At 69.6% G+C, this 18,329-nt stretch carries 17 protein-coding genes and 1 pseudogene; 14 read left to right on the top strand and 4 right to left on the bottom strand.

The window, feature by feature from the left end; all coding sequences use genetic code 11:
* The 5 genes and pseudogenes from ASC93_RS32115 to ASC93_RS14010 form a co-directional block, all read left to right on the top strand.
* Nucleotides 1-213, top strand: a pseudogene (locus ASC93_RS32115) (methyl-accepting chemotaxis protein); the annotation flags it as partial.
* Nucleotides 214-228: 15 nt separating this feature from the next.
* A complete protein-coding gene (locus ASC93_RS14025; RefSeq protein ID WP_056442910.1) occupies nt 229-735 on the top strand; it encodes a chemotaxis protein CheW in 507 nt (168 codons plus the stop codon).
* Between the two features lie 7 nt (nt 736-742).
* A complete protein-coding gene (locus tag ASC93_RS14020; protein WP_056442907.1) occupies nt 743-1,564 on the top strand; it encodes a protein-glutamate O-methyltransferase CheR in 822 nt (273 codons plus the stop codon).
* Nucleotides 1,561-2,640, top strand: a complete 1,080-nt coding sequence (locus ASC93_RS14015; RefSeq protein WP_056442904.1) for a chemotaxis response regulator protein-glutamate methylesterase — start codon at nt 1,561-1,563, stop codon at nt 2,638-2,640. Before ASC93_RS14020 ends, ASC93_RS14015 begins: the two co-directional genes overlap by 4 nt.
* Before the next feature lie 106 nt (nt 2,641-2,746).
* Nucleotides 2,747-3,370 carry a hypothetical protein gene (locus ASC93_RS14010; RefSeq protein ID WP_056442901.1) on the top strand — a complete coding sequence of 208 codons (624 nt, stop codon included), beginning with the start codon at nt 2,747-2,749 and terminating at the stop codon, nt 3,368-3,370.
* Here the strand turns inward: ASC93_RS14010 and ASC93_RS14005 are convergent.
* Complete coding sequence (locus ASC93_RS14005; RefSeq protein ID WP_056442898.1) at nt 3,357-4,625, bottom strand: cytochrome P450; 1,269 nt, start codon at nt 4,623-4,625, stop codon at nt 3,357-3,359. The genes ASC93_RS14010 and ASC93_RS14005 overlap by 14 nt on opposite strands.
* Before the next feature lie 212 nt (nt 4,626-4,837).
* Between ASC93_RS14005 and ASC93_RS14000 the strand changes: the two genes are divergently transcribed.
* The 3 genes from ASC93_RS14000 to ASC93_RS13990 are packed head-to-tail and all read left to right on the top strand — an operon-like array spanning nt 4,838 to nt 6,259.
* Nucleotides 4,838-5,329 carry a type VI secretion system tube protein Hcp gene (locus ASC93_RS14000; protein ID WP_056442895.1) on the top strand — a complete coding sequence of 164 codons (492 nt, stop codon included), beginning with the start codon at nt 4,838-4,840 and terminating at the stop codon, nt 5,327-5,329.
* Nucleotide 5,330: 1 nt separating this feature from the next.
* Nucleotides 5,331-5,762, top strand: a complete 432-nt coding sequence (locus tag ASC93_RS13995) for a Rap1a/Tai family immunity protein (RefSeq protein ID WP_157201914.1) — start codon at nt 5,331-5,333, stop codon at nt 5,760-5,762.
* A gap of 14 nt (nt 5,763-5,776) precedes the next feature.
* The gene (locus ASC93_RS13990; RefSeq protein WP_162251875.1) at nt 5,777-6,259 is read left to right on the top strand and encodes a T6SS effector amidase Tae4 family protein; all 483 of its coding nucleotides are present in this window, start codon (nt 5,777-5,779) and stop codon (nt 6,257-6,259) included.
* Nucleotides 6,260-6,353: 94 nt separating this feature from the next.
* Here ASC93_RS13990 and ASC93_RS13985 read toward each other — a convergent pair whose 3' ends face one another.
* Nucleotides 6,354-7,154 (bottom strand): hypothetical protein, encoded by an 801-nt coding sequence (locus tag ASC93_RS13985; protein WP_157201913.1) that lies wholly within the window; start codon nt 7,152-7,154, stop codon nt 6,354-6,356.
* Between the two features lie 202 nt (nt 7,155-7,356).
* On the opposite strand from ASC93_RS13985, the gene ASC93_RS13975 reads away from it, so the two are divergent.
* From ASC93_RS13975 to ASC93_RS13950, 6 genes are read left to right on the top strand one after another with little or no spacing between them, the layout of a single operon-like run.
* Nucleotides 7,357-8,196, top strand: a complete 840-nt coding sequence (locus ASC93_RS13975; protein WP_056442950.1) for a M15 family metallopeptidase — start codon at nt 7,357-7,359, stop codon at nt 8,194-8,196.
* A gap of 52 nt (nt 8,197-8,248) precedes the next feature.
* Nucleotides 8,249-12,037: a type VI secretion system membrane subunit TssM gene (gene tssM, locus ASC93_RS13970; protein ID WP_056442879.1), complete on the top strand. Its 3,789-nt coding sequence runs from the start codon at nt 8,249-8,251 to the stop codon at nt 12,035-12,037.
* On the top strand, nt 12,034-13,020 hold the full coding sequence (gene tagF / locus ASC93_RS13965; RefSeq protein ID WP_056442876.1) for a type VI secretion system-associated protein TagF: 987 nt from the start codon (nt 12,034-12,036) through the stop codon (nt 13,018-13,020). The genes tssM and tagF overlap by 4 nt, the downstream gene beginning before the upstream one ends.
* Nucleotide 13,021: 1 nt before the next feature.
* Nucleotides 13,022-13,816, top strand: coding sequence for an OmpA family protein (locus tag ASC93_RS13960; protein WP_056442873.1), 795 nt, complete (start codon nt 13,022-13,024; stop codon nt 13,814-13,816).
* 19 nt (nt 13,817-13,835) lie between these two features.
* Nucleotides 13,836-14,867, top strand: coding sequence for a type VI secretion system protein TssA (gene tssA / locus ASC93_RS13955; RefSeq protein WP_056442945.1), 1,032 nt, complete (start codon nt 13,836-13,838; stop codon nt 14,865-14,867).
* Between the two features lie 42 nt (nt 14,868-14,909).
* Nucleotides 14,910-15,842, top strand: coding sequence for a LysR family transcriptional regulator (locus tag ASC93_RS13950; RefSeq protein WP_056442870.1), 933 nt, complete (start codon nt 14,910-14,912; stop codon nt 15,840-15,842).
* Here ASC93_RS13950 and ASC93_RS13945 read toward each other — a convergent pair.
* Nucleotides 15,796-16,515 carry an SDR family oxidoreductase gene (locus tag ASC93_RS13945; RefSeq protein WP_056442866.1) on the bottom strand — a complete coding sequence of 240 codons (720 nt, stop codon included), beginning with the start codon at nt 16,513-16,515 and terminating at the stop codon, nt 15,796-15,798. The genes ASC93_RS13950 and ASC93_RS13945 overlap by 47 nt on opposite strands.
* Before the next feature lie 127 nt (nt 16,516-16,642).
* On the bottom strand, nt 16,643-18,298 hold the full coding sequence (locus ASC93_RS13940; RefSeq protein ID WP_056442942.1) for a glycoside hydrolase 43 family protein: 1,656 nt from the start codon (nt 18,296-18,298) through the stop codon (nt 16,643-16,645).
* Nucleotides 18,299-18,329 lie beyond the last annotated feature (31 nt).

Genomic DNA, 18,329 nt, shown 5'->3' with positions numbered 1-18,329 from the left:
TCCAGTTCCGAAGAGCTGGCGGCGACGGCCGAGGAGATGAGTTCCCAGGCCGAGCAGCTGCAGGTGGCGATGGGCTTCTTCAAGCTCGCCGGCGACGCGGCACGCGGCGCCGCCGCGCGCCCGGCCCGTGCCGCCAGGCGCAGCACGCTGCGCCTGGCCGGCGGCGTTGCCGCCCAGGGCGAGCCGGACGAAGCGAACTTCACCCCCTTCTGACCGGACCGCGACCCGATGAAGCACACGAACCAGGACACCAATGTGGACGGCCAGACCGCCCAATACCTCACCTTCATGCTGGGCGGCGAATCGTTCGGCATCGGCATCATGGCCGTGAAGGAGATCATCGAATTCGCCGGCATCACCGAAGTGCCGATGATGCCGGACTCGATCCGCGGCGTCATCAACCTGCGCGGCGCCGTCGTGCCAGTGATGGACCTCGCGGCCCGCTTCGGCCGTCCGCAGACCGTGGCCGGCAAGCGCACGTGCATCGTGATCGTCGAGCTGGAGGCGGACGGCGAGCGCCAGCTGACGGGCGTCGTCGTCGATGCCGTCAGCGCCGTGCTGGACATCCCGGCCGCGGACATCGAACCCGCGCCGTCGTTCGGCACGCGCATCCGCGGCGACTTCATCGCCGGCATGGGCAAGGTGAACGGCAGGTTCGTCATCCTGCTGAACGTCGACTCGGTGCTGGCGCTCGCGGGCCTGCCCGACCTGGCGGCGGACGCCGCGCTGGCCTGAGGCACCCATGCAGCACAGTGCGATCAGCCAGGGCGAATTCGCGCGCTTCCAGCGCTTCATCTTCGACATGGCCGGCATCACCATGTCCGATTCGAAGAAGGCGCTGGTCAGCGGCCGCCTCGCCAAGCGCCTGCAGCATCTGGGCCTGCCCTCGTACGACGCCTATTTCCGCCTGCTGACGGACGGCGCGCACAAGGACGAGGTGCAGCTGGCCGTCGACCTGCTGACGACGAACGAGACCTACTTCTTCCGCGAGGCGCGCCATTTCGAGCTGCTGCGCGAGGCGGCGGAAGCGGCGCGTCCGGAGCTGCGCACAGGGGCGCCGTTCCGCGTGTGGAGCGCCGCCTGTTCGTCCGGCGAGGAACCGTACAGCATAGCGATGGTGCTGGCCGACGTGTTGAAAGCGGCGCCGTGGGAAGTCACGGCGTCCGACATCAGCACGCGCGTGCTGCAGCGCGCGCGCAGCGGGCACTATCCGCTGGAGCGGACCAGCCACGTGCCGCCGGACTACCTGCGCCGCTACTGCCTCAAGGGCATCCGCGAGCAGCAGGGCACCCTGCTCGTCAACCGCGCCCTGCGCGAGCGCGTGCAGTTCCGCCAGGTGAACCTGAACACGGCGCTGCCCGGGGACCTGGGCACGTACGACGTCGTCTTCCTGCGCAACGTGATGATCTACTTTAACGGCGAGACCAAGCGGCAGGTCGTCACGCGCGTGCTGGGCCGCCTGAAACCCGGCGGGCACCTGTTCATCGGCCATTCCGAGAGCCTGCAGGACATGGGCGACCTGGTCCGCCCCGTCATCCCTTCCGTCTACCGCAAACCGGCATGAAGACGATCGATGTGATGGTGGTCGACGATTCGGCCGTCGTGCGCAAGATCGTCGGCGCGATGCTGGAAGGCGCGCCCGGCATCCGGCTGCTGCACGCCGTGTCCGACCCGCTGCTCGCGATCGAGCGCATGAAGCAGGCGTGGCCCGACGTGATCGTGCTGGACGTCGAGATGCCGCGCATGGACGGCATCACCTTCCTCAAGAAGATCATGGCGGAGCGGCCGACGCCCGTCGTGATCTGTTCCACCTTGACGGACAAGGGCGCCGAGACGACGATGGCGGCGCTGGCGGCAGGCGCCGTATCGATCATCACCAAGCCCAAGCTGGGGCTGAAGGACTTCCTCAACGAGAGCGCGGACGAGCTGGTTGCGGCCGTGCGGGCGGCCAGCCAGGTCAATGTGCGGCGCCTCGCCGCGCGCGTCGCGCCCGCCCCTGCGCCCGCGAAGCTGACGGCGGACGCCGTGCTGCCGGCCGCCCACGATGCGCGCCCCCTGCTGCGCACGACGGAACGCGTCGTCGCGATCGGCACCTCGACGGGCGGCACGCTGGCGCTGGAAGAAGTCCTGACGGCGCTGCCGCGGGTCACGCCCGGCATCGTCATCGTGCAGCACATGCCGGAAAAATTCACGGCCGCCTTCGCCGAGCGCCTCAACGGCCTGTGCCTGATCGAGGTGCGCGAGGCGCGCCACGGCGACCGCGTGCTGCCGGGCCGCGCGCTGATCGCCCCGGGCGGCAAGCACATGCTGCTGCGGCGCGACGGCGCGCAATACTGCGTGGACGTCATCGACGGCCCGCTCGTCAACCGCCACCGTCCGTCGGTGGACGTGCTGTTCCGCTCCGTCGCCAAACACGCCGGCACCAACGCGCTGGGCATCATCATGACGGGCATGGGCGACGACGGCGCCGCCGGCCTGCTGGAAATGCGCAAGGCCGGCAGCCGCACCGTCGCGCAGGACGAGGACAGCTGCGTCGTCTACGGCATGCCGAAGGAAGCGATCAAGCGCGGCGGCGTGGAAAAGTCGGTGCCGTTGAAGGCCCTCGACCGCGAGATCCTGCAGCAGCTGAGCGCGCGTTGACGCCGTCCCGCCCGGCGCCGTGACAAACGGTGAGCCATGCGGCGGCGCACGCGGGTATCATGCCTCCCTGAACAGTGAGTCCACACGCCGAAGACGGGAGACGACGATGAAAAACATGATGGGTAGCGCCGCGCTGGCGATGTTGCTGGCGGCATGCGGCGGCGGTGGCGGCAATCCGGGTTCCGCGAGCAGTCCGACGCCGCCGCCGGCGACGGGCGGCGGGAACCTCGACGCCTACGTCGGCACCTGGACGTCCGCCTGCACGTCGCACGCGCTCGACACGGCCGTCATCCAGCGCCCCGCCGGATCGGCCAACACGCTCACGATCGGCGTCACCACCAATTACTACGCCAACACGACCTGCACCGGCGACGTCATCGCGACGCAGACCTGGAGCGCCGACACGACGGCGACCTATATCGGCACCGTGGCATCGAGCATCACGCCCGCCCCCGGCGTGGCCGTGATCTCGGCTTCCGTGGACAAGGTGACGACGCAGGTGCCGCAGCGCAGCGTCACGCTCACGGGCACCTTCGTCAGCCACAAGATCATCGACGGCCAGCCCAACTGGTGCGTCGATTACGCGGGCGGTTCCGTGTGCGTGCCCGACCAGGTCTACGCGGCCGGCGCAGCCTCCTTCGACGGCCTGTACGTGCAGGGCACCGATCTGTACGAGGTCAAGTCGAACGGCACCAATTTCGACGCCGTCGAACACTTCACGAAGAAATGACGGGTAGCGCAGCGAGCCCGCGCAGGCCCGCGATGCCGTTCCAGCGCGGGACCGCATCGGCCAGCGCCAGCCCCGGCCAGCGCCGCAGGACGGCGCGCAGCACGACGTCGGCCTCCAGCAGCGACAGTCCGGCGCCGATGCACACGTGGGGTCCGCTGCCGAACGACAGGTGGCTGCCGGCGCGCCGGCCGATGTCGAACGTATCGGGGTCAAGGAAGCGGTCCGGATCGCGGTTGGCCGCGCCGATCATGGCGATCACGAGGTCGCCGCGCTTGAGCGTCGTGCCGTGCAGCGTGAATTCGGTCGCGACGCGCCGGCCCGTGTACTGCACGGGACTGTCGTAGCGCAGCAGTTCGCGCACGGCCAGCGGCACGCCCTCCTCGTCCGCGCACAGGCGCGCCCACGCGTCCGGATGCGTGAGCAGGGTGTACAGGCCGTTGCCGAGCAGGTTGCGCGTCGTCTCGTGGCCCGCGAACAGCAGCATCGCGCATTGCGCCAGCAGTTCGCCGTCGGCCTGGATGTCGCCCGCGGCCTCGGCCAGCAGCATGCGGCTGACGAGGTCCGTGCCGGGTTCGCGCCTGCGCGCGGGCAGCAGCGCGTCGAAATAACGCACCATCTGCAGCAGGCTGCGCTGGGCGGCGCGCAACTGCTCGGCCGTCGGCTGCAGCGCGCCGATGAATGCGGCCAGATCGTCCGACCAGGCCATGAAGCGCGCTTCGTCCGCGCGGGGTATGCCCAGCATCAGCCCGATGACGCGCGACGGCAGCGGGCGCGCGACCGCGGCGATGAAGTCGAAGCCGGCGCCCGCATCCAGCTCGTCGAGCAGCTCGTCGGCGAGACGCTCGACCTCGACGCGCAAGGTTTTCACCAGGGTCGGATGGAAGCCAGCCGCCATGGCCTTGCGCACGCGCTGGTGGTCGGCCCCGTCGAGGAACACCATGGCGCTGCCGAACAGGCGCTGGAACGCTTCCAGCCCCGCCTGCGCGCGGCGGCCCGCAAAGCTCGCGTCGACGCCCGGAATGCGCTTGACCCAGCCACCCGTGCGCTGCGACGAAAAGCGCGGATCGCGCAGGGCCAGCTCGACGTCCTCGTGGCGCGTCAGCAGCCACGCGCCCTGGAATACGTCGTCGCGCCACAGCACCGGGCCCGCCGCGCGCAAGCGGCTGTAGGCGGGATACGGGTCGTGCAGGAAGGCGGCGTCGAACGACGGCGCCGCCGGTGCCGCGTCGGGCGCCGTGGTCGCGAAGTCTCTCATGCGATTCAAAAGATGATGAACGGCCGGCACATGCCGGGGGCTCGCACTTTACCATTTTTTCGGCGCGACAAGCGGACGCAGTTCGATGCCACCGTCGGCCCGGCTGGCGCCGCATGCCGGATCTTGATTTGCCGGCGCCTCCACATTGAGGCCCCCCAGATTATCCTGAACCGAACTCTGCGACGATGCCTCACCACCTACAGGAGGCATCCATGGCAATCGACGTTTATCTGCAGCTCGACGGCATCAAGGGAGAGTCGGCCGACAGCCAGCATCCGGGCTGGATCGAATGCTCTTCGGTCAACTGGAAACTCCACCAGCCCAGGAGTGCGACGTCGTCGACGGCAGGCGGACACACAGCGGAACGCGCGGAGCTGTCGGACGTTGCACTGACGAAGCTCTCCGACCTTGCGTCGCCCATCCTTGCCCAGCACTGCGCAATGGGCAAGACCATACCGAAGGCGAAATTCGAGTTCTTCCGGGCAGATGGCCAAGGCGCGCGCGTCAAGTATTATGAGGTCGAACTGGACAATGTCGTCATCGCCGACGTCGCACAGTCGGTGGCCGCCGGCATCGGGATGGTCGACGTCATCGGTCTGAAGTTCTCCAAGGTGAAGTGGAAGTACACACAGCAAAAGATCGCGGGTGGCGCCGGCGGTAACACTGCCGGCGGATGGGATGTCGCCACCAACCGGGTGGCCTGACATGGCGCCCGTACCGACTATCTGCAGAACGATCGCCGCACTCGTCCTGATGCTGGCGGCGAACGCCGCGTCGGCCGCGCTGGGTCAGGACGACGAGCATCCCTTTGTCATGCCCGGGACGCCGGCCAAGAGCGTTCCCGCACCAACGCCGTGGTTCACGGGCGCGCAGCTCATGCGCCAGCTCGAGCGACACGATGCCGGTGCCGCCGCGTACCTCAAGGGCGTGTACGACGCCACGGAGAGCGGCCTGTGGTGCTACACCGATCGCCGGCACGTGAAACTGCGCAAGCAGTCTCCTGAAGCCATGCGTGCGGATGCCGTGAGCTATCTGCGCCGGCAACCGGCCGCGAAGCTCGACGGGCGCGCGGCGGTGCTGATCGTGCAAATGTGGCAGGCACGCTGGCCGTGTCCGCCCGACGGCTGCTGCACCTGATGGAGGAGAACACGATGTCCGTGACTCCGCCACCTTACGCGTTGTTGCGCGCGTACTATCCTGATCCGTTCAACGTTCCGGCCGAAGAGCTGTGGCGATGGATCGGGTACCCGGACAAGATATTCGACCCGGCCTGGCACAACACCTGTGCGGTGCGCATGAGCATTGCGCTCATTGGCGCCGGCATCCGCCTGCCGCATGGATTCCTGCAGATCGAAGCCGGAAGGTACCGCGGCGAGCGGATCGAGATCAAGCAGGAAGTGCTGGCCGCCCATCTGGCCGCGATTTGGGGCGAGCCCGAGAAATTCGGCGCGGCCCGCCTGCGCGAGTCGGTGGGCGGCCGGCGCGGCGTGATCCGCTTCGTCGGCCTGTGGGGGCCATACGATCCGCAAGGGCATATCGACTTGATGTGCCACGACGAACTCCATCGCCTCGCCTGTGAAGGTGGCCACGTGTACTGGCACGCAGTGGAGTGCTGGTTCTGGGAATGCCCTTGAGCCGCCGCGCAGGTCCGGCCGGCTCGCGGCCGCTGCCATGCACGACGCCATCAGGCGATGCGTTCCCTCGCGGCCGCCCCGCTCCGGTCTCCGCTCAGGTCTCCGGCCCGGGCCGTGCAACCGGCACCCGCTTGCACGCCGCCTCCCTGCGCCCCACGGCATCGCACACCCGCACGCGGCACTGCTCTTCGCCGGCCGCGTTGTAGCGGCGGCACGCCTCCAGTTGCTGCGCCGGCGTGGCCTTGCGGTTCACCGGTTCCATGTGGCTCATCAGGGCCGCCAGCAGCACGACGTCGCTGTCCTGCTCGCGCGCCGCGCGCGGTTTCGCGCGTTTTTCCCTGCCGCCGTCGCGCGCAGTGTCCCGTGCCGCGTCGTGCGCTTTGCGGTGCGCGGCCTTCGCATGCGCTTCCTTGGGTTCCGCCTTCGCCGCATGCGTCTTGTGGCGTTCCGGCGCGGGCGGCTGCGCCATGTCGGCCAGCGGATTGGCCATCGGCGCGGCCGGTTCCGGCACCGCCGGCGCTGCGGGCTCGTCGCGCAGCACGGCCGCCGTCGACGCGGCGGGCGCAGGCATCGACACGGGCGTGACCGGCGCGGCGCGCGGCACCTCGGCCACGCTGGTCACGGCCGGCGCCGCCGCCACGGCGACCGCCGGCGTGCGGCCTTCCTCGCCGCCGCCGAACAGGAGCAGCGCACCGCCCGCGACGACCGCCCCGACGGCGGCAACGCCCCACGCCAGCGCGCGCGAACGTGGCCGCGGCCCCTGCGCGGCACGGTGCTGCCCGTGCATGCCGTCCAGGGAGCTGAGGATGCCCTTCTGTTCCGGGACAGCCTGCTCGTCGGGCGAAAGCAGACTGGGCCGGCCGCCTCGGACCGGGCGATCGCCTTGATGTTGCAATTTAGCTCCTTAAAAAAGTTTGCATTACTTTACAAGAATCAAGACAATTGTGCCGCGAATTTGCTTTTAATCGTGCGTGATTAACACATTTGGTGAGTTTTTGCGTTTTTTCAATCGTGCGCGGGGTTGTCGATAGCCGGATTTATACTTTCGGGAAATATTTTAACGACAACTATGTGTCCGACTATCCGGAGCGTCCTTGGTGTGGGTCCTGGCAGTAACCGTTTATTTCATCATGGCGTGCGCCGTCAGCTGGATGGTGCTGTTTCCGGCCGGCCGCGAATTCGTCCTGAGCGCGCTCGCCGGGGCCGGAGTGCGGCTCGGCCGCCGCGCGGGCGCGTTGGCGCAGCAGGGCATGCGCGACGCCGATGCGGTCCGCACGAACGGCCGCGCGGCGGCGGGACGGCTGGCGGGCTTCGTGCGGCGCCACTGGATCGCCTGCGCGTGCGGCGCCGCCCTCGTCTGCCTGCCGCCGCTGGCCGCCCTGCTGCTCGCGGAACGGCCCGTGCTGAGCGGCTACGAGCCGTCGACGCACGCCGTGAACGAGCAGGTGGCCGACCTGCTGCAGGGCGAGCAGCTCGTGCCGCCGCCCCCGCTGCCGCCGCTCGTGTTCGCGACTGCCGAAGTGGCGCAGGAGCGGCCGCTGCTCGCTTCGGCCAGCCGCGACTGGGCCATGCTGAACGCGGACTACACGCAGCGCCTGCTCACGGTCTTCCGGATCATGAAGGAGCGCTACGGCTACGACATGGCGATCCTGGAAGGCTACCGCAGCGCCGCGCGCCAGGATGCGCTGGCCGCGCTGGGTCCCGGCGTCACGAACGCCCGGTCGTGGCAGAGCTGGCACCAGTACGGGCTCGCCGCCGACTGCGCGTTCGTCCGCGACGGCCGGCTCGTGATCTCGGAAAAGGATCCCTGGGCCATGCGCGGCTACCAGTTGTACGGCCAGGTGGCGGAATCCGTCGGCCTGACCTGGGGCGGCCGCTGGAAGATGATGGATTTCGGGCATACGGAACTGCGCCTGCCCGGCGTCATGAAACGCTGACTCACCAATCCCGCACCACGCGCACCACGGCATCAACCACTCTCTCGTCATCATGCAAAAAATCTGGCATTTCCTGACCGCCCGCACCAGCCTGACCGTCATCGGCTGGGCGGCCTTCGCCGCGTTGCTGTTCGCGGCCGCGCGGCTGCTGCAATGGCCGCCCGCGCTCCCCTGGATCGTGCTTGGCGCCGCCCTGCTCGTGGGCGCGGCCCTGTGGCTGTGGCGCCGCTGGCGCCATGCGCGCAAGGCCGGCCGGATCGGCGCCATGCTCGAACAGCAGGCCAGCCCGCAAGCCGATCAACCCGTCGCCGACGCGACGCAGCGCCAGGAAACGGAAGTCATCCGCAAGCGCCTGCTGGACGCCATCGCGACGATCAAGGGCTCCAAGCTGGGGCAGTTGTCGGGCAGCGCCGCGCTGTACGAACTGCCGTGGTACATGATCATCGGGAACCCGGCGGCCGGCAAGAGCACCGCGATCGCCAGCTCCGGCCTGCAGTTCCCGTTCGCAGACAGCAAGGTCGTGCAGGGCGTGGGCGGCACGCGCAACTGCGACTGGTTCTTCACGACCGAGGGCATCCTGCTCGACACGGCGGGCCGTTATTCCGTCGTCGACCAGGACCGCGCCGAGTGGTTCGGCTTCCTCGACCTGCTCAAGAAGCACCGCCGCAAGGCCCCGATCAACGGCGTCATCATCGCCGTCAGCATCGCGGAGCTGACGCGCAACCGGCCCGAGTTCGCGATCAACCTGGCCAAGAACCTGCGCCAGCGCGTGCAGGAACTGACCGAGCGCCTGGAAGTGCACGCGCCGGTCTACGTCGTGTTCACCAAGGCCGACCTGATCGACGGCTTCAACGAATTCTTCCAGGAGAGCGAGCGCGCCGAACGCGAAAAGGTGTGGGGCGCGACGCTGCCCTACGACCAGAACGTGACGAGCGAGCGCCTGCTCGACCAGTTCGACGCCCGCTTCGACGAACTGTACGACGGCCTCAAGGAACTGAGCCTGGCGAACATGTCGCAGCAGGCGCGCGAGAACATGCCGTCCGGCGTGTTCACGTTCCCGCTCGAATTCGCGTCCATCAAGCCGGCGCTGCACGCCTTCGTCGCCACGCTGTTCGAGGACAACCCGTTCCAGTTCAAGCCCGTGTTCCGCGGCTTTTACTTCACGAGCGCGCTGCAGGAAGGCGAGACGGTGTCGACGTCGTCGGCCCGCGTCGCCCAGCGCTTCGACCTGCGCCTGCAGCCGCCCGCGCACGAGGACCAGCACCAGCAGCAGGGTTACTTCCTCCTCAACCTGTTCCGCAAGGTGATCTTCGCCGACAAGGATCTCGTCGCGCAGTACGCCAGCCCGGCCAAGACGCGCCTGCGCTATGCGGCCTTCTTCGCGGCGACGGCCTTCGCCGGCCTCGCGCTGGCCGGCTGGAGCTGGTCGTACATGAACAACCGCCAGCTCGTCGCCAACGTCCAGGCCGACCTCGACCAGGCCATCCGCGTGCAGGGCAAGAGCATGGACCTGCAATCGCGCTTCCAGGCGCTGGAGATCCTGCAGGACCGCATCGAGCAGCTCGACCGCTATGCCGAGCACCGCCCGCTGTCGCTCGGCCTCGGCCTCTACCAGGGCAACCTCCTGAACCGCAAGCTGAAGGAGGAATACTTCAACGGCGTGCGTGAAGTGATGTTGAAACCCGTCGCGCAATCGCTCGAATCCTACCTCGCCGACGTCAACGGCAACGCGGCCCAGCTGCAACCGATGAACAAGCCGGCCGGCGCTCCGGCGGCCGGCGCTCCGGCGGCCGACGCGCCGCAGCAGTTCAAGGACGCGTCGCCGCTCGACACCGAGGACGCCTACAACGCGCTGAAGACCTACCTGATGCTGGGCGATAAATCGCGCGCCGAAAGCGCCCACCTGAACGACCAGCTCACGCGCTTCTGGCGCAACTGGCTGGAAGCGAACCGCGGCGCGATGCCGCGCGAGCAGCTGATCCGCAGCGCCGAGCGCATGATCTCGTTCTACCTCGCGCAGGTGAACGATCCGTCCTGGCCCGTCATCGACACCCGGCTGGCACTCGTCGACCAGACCCGCGACAGCCTGCGCCGCGTCGTGCGCGGCATGCCCGCGCGGGAACGCGTGTACGCGGACGTGAAGGCGCGCGCGGCGACCCGCTATCCGTCGATCACGGTGGCGCGCATCGTGGGCGACCAGGACAAGGAACTCGTCCTCGGCAGCTATGCCATCTCCGGCGCCTTCACGCGCCAGGCCTGGGAAGGCTTCGTGCAGCAGGCGTTCCGCGACGCGGCCAACCGCGAGCTGCAGAGCGCCGACTGGGTCCTGAAGACGGCCGCGCGCGACGACCTCACGCTGGAAGGCAGCCCGGAACAGATCCAGAAATCGCTCGTCGACCTGTACAAGGCGGAGTACGCGCGCGAGTGGCAGAAGTTCATGCAGGGCGTGACGGTGAAGGACCTGGACGGCTTCGACGGCGCCGCCAGCGCCATGAACCGCCTGGGCGATCCGCAGAATTCGCCGATCGACAAGCTCGTGTCCACGGTCTATGAACAGACGTCGTGGGACAACCCGACCCTGGCCGGCGCCAGCCTGCAGCGCGCGCAGAACGGCCTCTCGGGCTGGTTCCGCGAGACGATCCTGCGCCAGAAACCGGCCATCGTGAACGTCAGCCTGCCGGCACCAGGCACACAGGCGGCGGCCGCGCCAGCCCTTGGTCCCGTCGGCCGCGAGTTCGCGGGCGTCGCACGCCTCGTCGTGGCACGCGACAAGGACGCGTCGCTGATGCGCGGCTACATCGACAATCTGTCGAAGCTGCGCGCCCGCTTCAACCAGATCAAGAACCAGGGCGACCCGGGCCCCGGCGCCAAGCAGCTGATGCAGCAGACGCTGGACGGCAGCGGTTCCGAGCTGGCCGACGCGCTGCGCTACGTCGACGAGCAGATGCTGGTGGGGATGACGGACGCCCAGCGCCAGGCGCTGCGTCCCGTGCTCGTGCGCCCGCTGATGCAGACGTTCGCCGTGATCGTGCAGCCGGCCGAAAACGAGATCAACAAGGTGTGGGCCGCCCAGGTCGTCCAGCCGTTCAACCGCGGCCTGGCGCTGAAGTACCCGTTCGCGACCGAGTCGAAGGCCGAGGCCAGCAACGCCGAGATCGGCGAGATCTTCGGCCCGGACGGCGCCATCGCGAAATTCTTCACGACGACGGTGGGCCCGCTGGTGGTGCGCCGCGGCGATTCGCTCAGCCCGCGCACGTGGGCCGACATGGGCGTGAATCTGGCGCCGAACGTCGTCGCGAGCTTCCCCGGCTGGGTCGCGCCGCTGGCCGCCGGCGGCGTCGCCAACGCGGCCGCGTCCAGCGGCGGCGAGGCGCAGACCCGCTTCGACCTGCAGGCGCTTGCTACGTCCGGCGCCACCGAATTCACGCTGGAGATCGACGGCCAGGCGCTGCGCTGGCGCGGCCAGCCGCAACCCTGGGTGCACATGGTGTGGCCGAATCCGGCCGGCGTGCCGGGCGCGAAGATCACGGCCGTCACGCCGGAAGGCCGCAACGTCGTGCTGCTGGACGAGCCGGGCCACTTCGGCCTGAAGAAGATGATCGACGCGGCCCAGCGCAAGCGCAAGGACGGCGGCGTGTTCGAGATGAGCTGGCAGAATGCCGGCGTCACGGTGACGGCGAACCTCAAGGTCCTGCCGGCCGCGCCCGCGCCGGTCCAGGCCCAGGCGCCCGCGCCGGGCCAGGGATTCAAGCGCCTGCGCCTGCCGGACACGATCATCGCGCCCAAGCCGGCCGCGCCGGCCGCGCCGCTGCGCACCGCCATGGCGGGAGACGCGCAATGAGCCGCCAGCTCACTCCCGTCAGCGTCGGCTATTTCGGCAAGCTGCCCAGCCGCGGCGACTTCGTGCGCGCCAGCGCCAGCCCGGCCTTGTTGAAAGTGCTGGACGACTGGCTGTCCGAAGCGATGGACCTGATGAGCGCCAACGCGCGCTGGAAGCTCGCCTACGACGCCGCCGCGCCGCTGCACTTCGCCTTCGTCGGCCCGCGCCGGCGCCACGCGATCGGCGGCCACATCGTCGCCAGCAGCGACGAATCGAGCCGGCGCTACCCGTTCCTGATGGCCGGTGCGATGGAAATCGCCGAGCCGGCGGCCTTCCTGCCGACCACCCCGCTCGTGTTCACGCGCCTGTGGAGCAGGCTCGAAACGCTGACGCTCGGCGTGCGCAACGCGGGCGATCCGGCCGCGCCGCTTGCCGCCGCGAGCAGCCAGCCGATCGACCTGGACCTGCGCGCGTGCGCCTACGACGCCGCGTTCGAGGACTTCCTGGACGTGCTGACCATCGGCGCGCTCGACGGGCTCCTGGACCGTACGGGCTTTCGCGTCTCGGCGCGCCAGGTGCTGCTGGCGCTGGGCATGCTGCTGCAGCCCGTGCTGGACAGCGGGTCCGGCCGGCTCGAGAAAAGCCTCGTGCTGCCGCTGCCGGAAGACCTCATCCACCGCAACCTCGTGGCCGCGTTCTGGATGCACGTGATCGCCCCGTTCCTCGCGCGCGCCGACTTCGAGCTGGCGCTGTTCGTCACCCGGCTGGAAGGCCGGCCCGCGCTCGTCGTCGGTTTTTCCGGCGCGTCGGCGCAGACGCTGCGCACCCTCATCGACCCGCAGGCGGGCCTCGACCACCTCATCGCGTTCGCGGACCTCGAATGGGTCGAGGACCAGGTCGACGGCGACTACGCCGTGCGCAAGCTCTCGTCCTACCTGGCCCAGGGCAGCCTGTCCCTCAAGTCCGCGCTCGATTCCGTCGGCGCGGCATTCATCGGAACCTGATATGCGAATCATCACCCAGCGCGCCCTCGCCGCCTTTTTCATCCTGTGCTGCGCCGGCGCGGCGGCGGCCCGGAACACCGCGCCGGCGCCGGCCACCCCGCAGCCGGGCCAGGTGCTGGCCAGCGGCACCGTGCCGGACGAGGCGACGAAGGCCGCCGTGCTCGCGAAGCTGCGCGACGTCTACGGGGCCGAGCGCGTCGTCGACCAGATCGCCATCGGCCCCGTCGCCACGCCGGCGAACTGGAACGGCTATGTGCAAAAGCTGATCACGCCCGACCTGCGCCAGATCAGCCGCGGCCAGCTCAAGATCGACGGCAGCAACGTCAGCCTGCGCGGCGAGGTGGCCAACGAGGCGCTGCGCCAGCGCATCGCCAGCAATGTCGCCACCAACCTGAACCCGACCTATACCGTCAACAACGGCCTGCGCGTGTCCGCCGCCGAGCAGGCCCTGCTCGACAACACGCTGGGCAACCGCACCGTCGAATTCGAAAGCGGCAAGGCGACGCTGACCCCGACGGGCCGCGCGATCCTCGACGAGATGGTGGCCGCGATGCTGAAGCTGAAAGGCCGCCGCATCGAGATCATCGGCCACACGGACAGCGCCGGCCTGCGGGCCAGCAACGTGAGCCTGAGCCAGGCGCGCGCCGCCACCGTCAGGTCCTACCTGGCCGCGCACGGCATCGCGGAAGAAAACCTCGCCGCCAGCGGCCAGGGCCCGGACCGCCCCATCGCCAGCAACGACACCGCCGAGGGACGCGCGCGCAACCGCCGCATCGAATTCCGCCTCGCGCAATGATCCAATGACGAAAGACACCATGTTCACCGCCGACGCCCTGCTCGCCCCGATCTCCGCCGCGCAACCGTGCGGCGCCGACCTCGCGTTTTCCCCGGACCTGGACGCCATCGCCCGCGCGCGCCAGTTCGACGACCCGTCGCTCGCGCAAGGCGAATGGGTCACGGAGCTCAAGGAGGCCGACTGGGGCTTCGTCGTCGAGCGCTGCGCGCGCCTGCTGGCCGAACAGACGAAGGACCTGCGCCTTGCCGTCTGGCTCACCGAGGCGGCCGCCAGGCGGCACCATATGCGCGGCCTGAGCGAAGGATTCCTGCTGCTCGCGGGCCTGTGTGACCGCTTCTGGGACGCGGGCCTGTATCCGGAAGCGGACGGCGGCGACCAGGAACAGCGCATCGGCAACCTCGCGTGGATCTTGTCGCGCACGCGCGCCCTCGTGCGCGAGATGCCGCTGACGGAAGGCCGCGGCACCGCCTACTCGACGGTCGACTTCGAAGCGGCGCGCCGCCGCGCCGCCGCCGGCGACGCCGACACGCCGCCGCGCGTGGCGGACCTGGAAGCCGCGAAGCGCGCGAGCTCCCCCGCCTTCAGCGACGCGCTGCGTAGCGACGCGCAGGCCTGCCTGGACGCGCTGGCGCAGCTCGAGCGGGCGGCCGACGCGCGCCTGGGCCACGACAGCCCCGGCTTTTCCGCCGCGCGCGACGCGGTGCAGACGCTGCTGCACGCGCTGCCGGCGCACGCGGCCGCGCCACAGGCGCCGCAGCCGGTCGAGGCAGCCGCGCAGGCATCGCCGGCGCTGCCCGCCGTCGCGGTGGCGCCGCAGCCGCCGGCCGCCGGGCCGGGGCCGATCCGCACGCGCGCCGATGCGATCGCCCAGCTGCGCACCATCGCGAAGTTCTTCCGCGAGACGGAGCCGCACAGCCCCGTGTCGTATTTCGCGGAGAAGGCTGCGAGCGCCGGCGAGCAGGATCTGCATACCTGGCTGCGGTCCGTGATCAAGGACCAGGGGTCGCTGGCGCATCTGGAAGAATTGCTGGGGGTGCCGCGGGCGGAGTAAACGAACGGGTACAATCGGTCCTCCGCCAGCCGCCCGAACGCCATGGACCTGAAACGCCTGAAGACCTTCATACGCGTCGCCCGCACCCTGAACTTCAGCGAGGCCGCACGCCAGATCCACCGCACGCAGTCGAGCGTCACGGAACAGATGCAGTCGCTGGAGGCCGATCTCGGCGTGGCGCTGTTCGACCGGTCGAACCGCAAGCTCGCCCTGACCGCCGCGGGCGCGTGCCTGCTCGGCTACGCGGACCGGCTGGCCGGCCTGGCGGACGAGGCGCGCGGCGCCGTGCTGGCCGCGGGCGGCGTCGCGTGCCGGACGCTGGACGTGGGCGGCATCGAGACCATCGCGGCCGCGTTCCTGCCGGACGTCGTGGCGCGGATGGCGGCCACGCATCCGGACGTCAGCGTCAGGGTGGCCGTCGCCGCGACGTCGGCACTGCACGCCGGCGTCAAGGACGGCACGCTCGACGCGGCATTCTTCTTCGGCACGCGCGCGCCGGACGACGACCTCGTTTGCCGCGAGATCGCGCTCGAGCCGCTCGTCCTGATCGCGCCGCCCGGTCATCCGCTGGCGGCGCGCGCGAGCGTCGGCCACGACGACATCGCGCACGAGCGCTTCCTCGTGACGGCGCAGGGTTGCGCCTATCGCGGGATGTTCGAGACCGCGTTTCGATCATGCCCGGACGGGCCGCCGCGGATCGCCGGCGAATCCGGCAGCGTGGCGGCGATCGTCGGTCTCGTGGAGCGCGGCCTGGGCTGCGCCATCGTGCCGCGCATGGTGCCGTCGATCCGGGACGCGCATCTGGCGGTCGTTCCCCTGCACGGCGACGCCGCGGCGGTGCCGGTGTCGATCGCGTACCGCAAACGCGGGCCGTCGTCGATCGGCCTGGCGGCGCTGCTCGCCGCGCTGCCTTTGGCAAGCGGCGACGCTACACCAGCCGATGCCCGCCATCCAGATGCAGCACCGACCCGGTAGCGAAGCCGTTGCGCATCAGGAAGCGGATGCCGTCGGCGATGTCCGCGGCCTGGCCGATCCGCCCCACCGGCAGCCGCTTCGCCATGTCGTTCAACCTGGCGCTGGCCTCGTCGCCCGCGACCTGCTTCCAGATCGGCGTGTCGACCCAGCCCGGCGACACGACGTTCACGCGGATCGGCGCCAGTTCGATGGCCAGCGCGTAGGCGAGCGATTCCAGCGCGCCGTTGACGCCGGCGACCACGGAACCGCGCGCCGCGGGCCGATAGGCCGCGATGCCGGACGTGAACGTGATCGAGCCCTTCCCGGCCAGGCGCGCGGCGCCGTGCTTGGCCAGCAGCAGCGGCCCGATGAACTTGGAGTCCACGACCTTGCGCGCGGCGGCCACGTCCAGCGCCGGCAGCAATTCGTAGGCGCCTTCGATGTCCGCCGCGGTGGACACGATGTGATCGAGGTCGCCGCATTCCGCGAACAGCCGGATGACGTCGTCCTCGCGCGTGATGTCGGCGGCAATCGTGCCCACGTCCCCGACGTCGGCCAGCGAGTCGGCCGCACGGCGCAGGCGGTCGGTAGAACGGCCCGCGATGACGACCCGGGCGCCGTCCGCGATCAGCGACCTCGCGAGGCACAGCCCCATGCCGGAGCTTCCGCCGACGATCAAAATCATTTCACTCATTTCCTCTCCTTGTCGATCGTTGATTCGACTGCACGTTGGCAGGCAGCCGATTCTCGTATCGATCGACGCGGAGGGGAAACGGGAAATGCCGATCGGCGCCATCGGCAATGCCGATGGACGTGCGGGCTCAGCGTCGGGGCGCACCGGCACGGTTGTCGACGGCATAGGTCACGCTGTCGACGTCCACGTACCCGTGTTCGCCCGCCTGGTTGAACGTGAACAGCCCGACGCGGCTGCCGCGGTAGGCGCCCCAGGTCAACGGGAAGTCCGGCAGCACAGGTTCGAAACGCTTGCCGTCGGCGCTGGCGGCCAGCGTGCTCCTGCCGTCCAGTCCCCAGCTCGAACGCAGCCAGATCGCGTCGTGCGGCCATGGCCGCAACCGCGTGTAGGTGCCGTCGCGCGAGATTTCCAGGTAGCGCCGGCCGTCCGCCATCACGATGCCGGCCGACGCCGTGGAGGCGGCCGGGTTGGCGGCGCGCGGCCGCGCCGTGAAGTGGAGCAGGCCCGCGTGCTGGCCGTCGGCCATGCCCTTCAGTTCGAGCCGCGCGGCGAACGACTGGCCGCCGGTGCGCACGACCCGCTGGGTCAGCACGTTGCCGATCTTGAGCAGGTTGCCGCCATCCAGGCCGGAAAACGCGTGCAGGCGCAGATAGCCGGGACGGGCCGACAGCGACCACTTGTCCATGCGCGGCTGGTAATTCCATTCCCACGCCGGCGCGAGTGCCGGGCCGTCGAAGCCGTCGCCCCCTTGCGGAAACAGGCGGCGCGAATGCGATGCCGGCATGGCCGCTTCCCACACCATCGTGCCGATGCCGTCGCGGTCGGGTTGCCCGATCACGGGCCAGCCGTCGATCCAGTGGACCGGCAGCAGGCTTGCGGCCCGGCCCGACCAATCGCCGTCGCCGTGGTGCGTGAAGAAATACCAGTTCCCGTCCGGGCCCTGGACGATCCCGCCCTGGTTCGGCTGCATGGCGCTGACGTCGGCGTGCATGAGCTGGCGCCTGGCGGACCACGGCCCGTGTATCGACGGGGCGCGCCGCATCATCATCACGCGGGTGTCGCCCTGCACTTCGCTGAAAAAGTGATAGTACGTGCCGTCGAACTTGTACAGCTTGTTGGCTTCGCTGCCCTTGGACTGGTAGATCACCCGGTCCGACGCCGGGATCAGCGTCGCGTTGTCGGCCCCCATTTCCCACAGGTGGATCTTGTAGCCGTCGCTGAAGTTCGTGCCGACGAAATAGCCCTTGCCGTCATCGTCCCAGAACGGCGCGCAGTCGTCCCATCCGGGCGCGCGCAGCACCTGGCGCAGCGGGGCCCACGGCCCTTCCGGACGCGCTGCGCTCGTCATGAAATAGCCTTCCTCGGGGGTGCCGAAGTAGATCCAGAACCGGCCCGCGTGATGGCGGATGGCGCCGGCCCAGATGCCCCGGCCGTAGCGGTTCATCCGGTCCCAGTTCAGTTCCGGAGACACCTGGGTCAGGTCGGGCACCGCGTGGCCCACGGTTTCCCAGTTGACCAGGTCGCGCGAATGCAGGATCGCCATCCCCGGCGAAAACTGGAAGCTCGACGAAATCGCATAATAGTCGTCGCCGACGCGGATCGCATCCAGGTCGCTGTAGTCGGCCGGCAGGACGGGATTGCGGTAGCGCCCATTACCGAGGTCGCCCCACTGCGCGGTGCGGCCGGCCGGCGCCTGCTCCTCGGCCCAGCCGGGGCTCGCCGTCACGGCGGCGCCGGCCGCGATGGCGCACAGTGCGCCGAGCCAGCGCCGGACAGGAGTCATGCGAACGCGTTCCACCATGTCTGCGCCGGCC

Source organism: Massilia sp. Root335 (assembly GCF_001425685.1).
GTDB lineage: Bacteria > Pseudomonadota > Gammaproteobacteria > Burkholderiales > Burkholderiaceae_D > Telluria > Telluria luteola.
The sequence above is the reverse complement of the archived record's forward strand: the minus strand, read 5'-3'. Positions and strand labels throughout refer to the sequence as shown.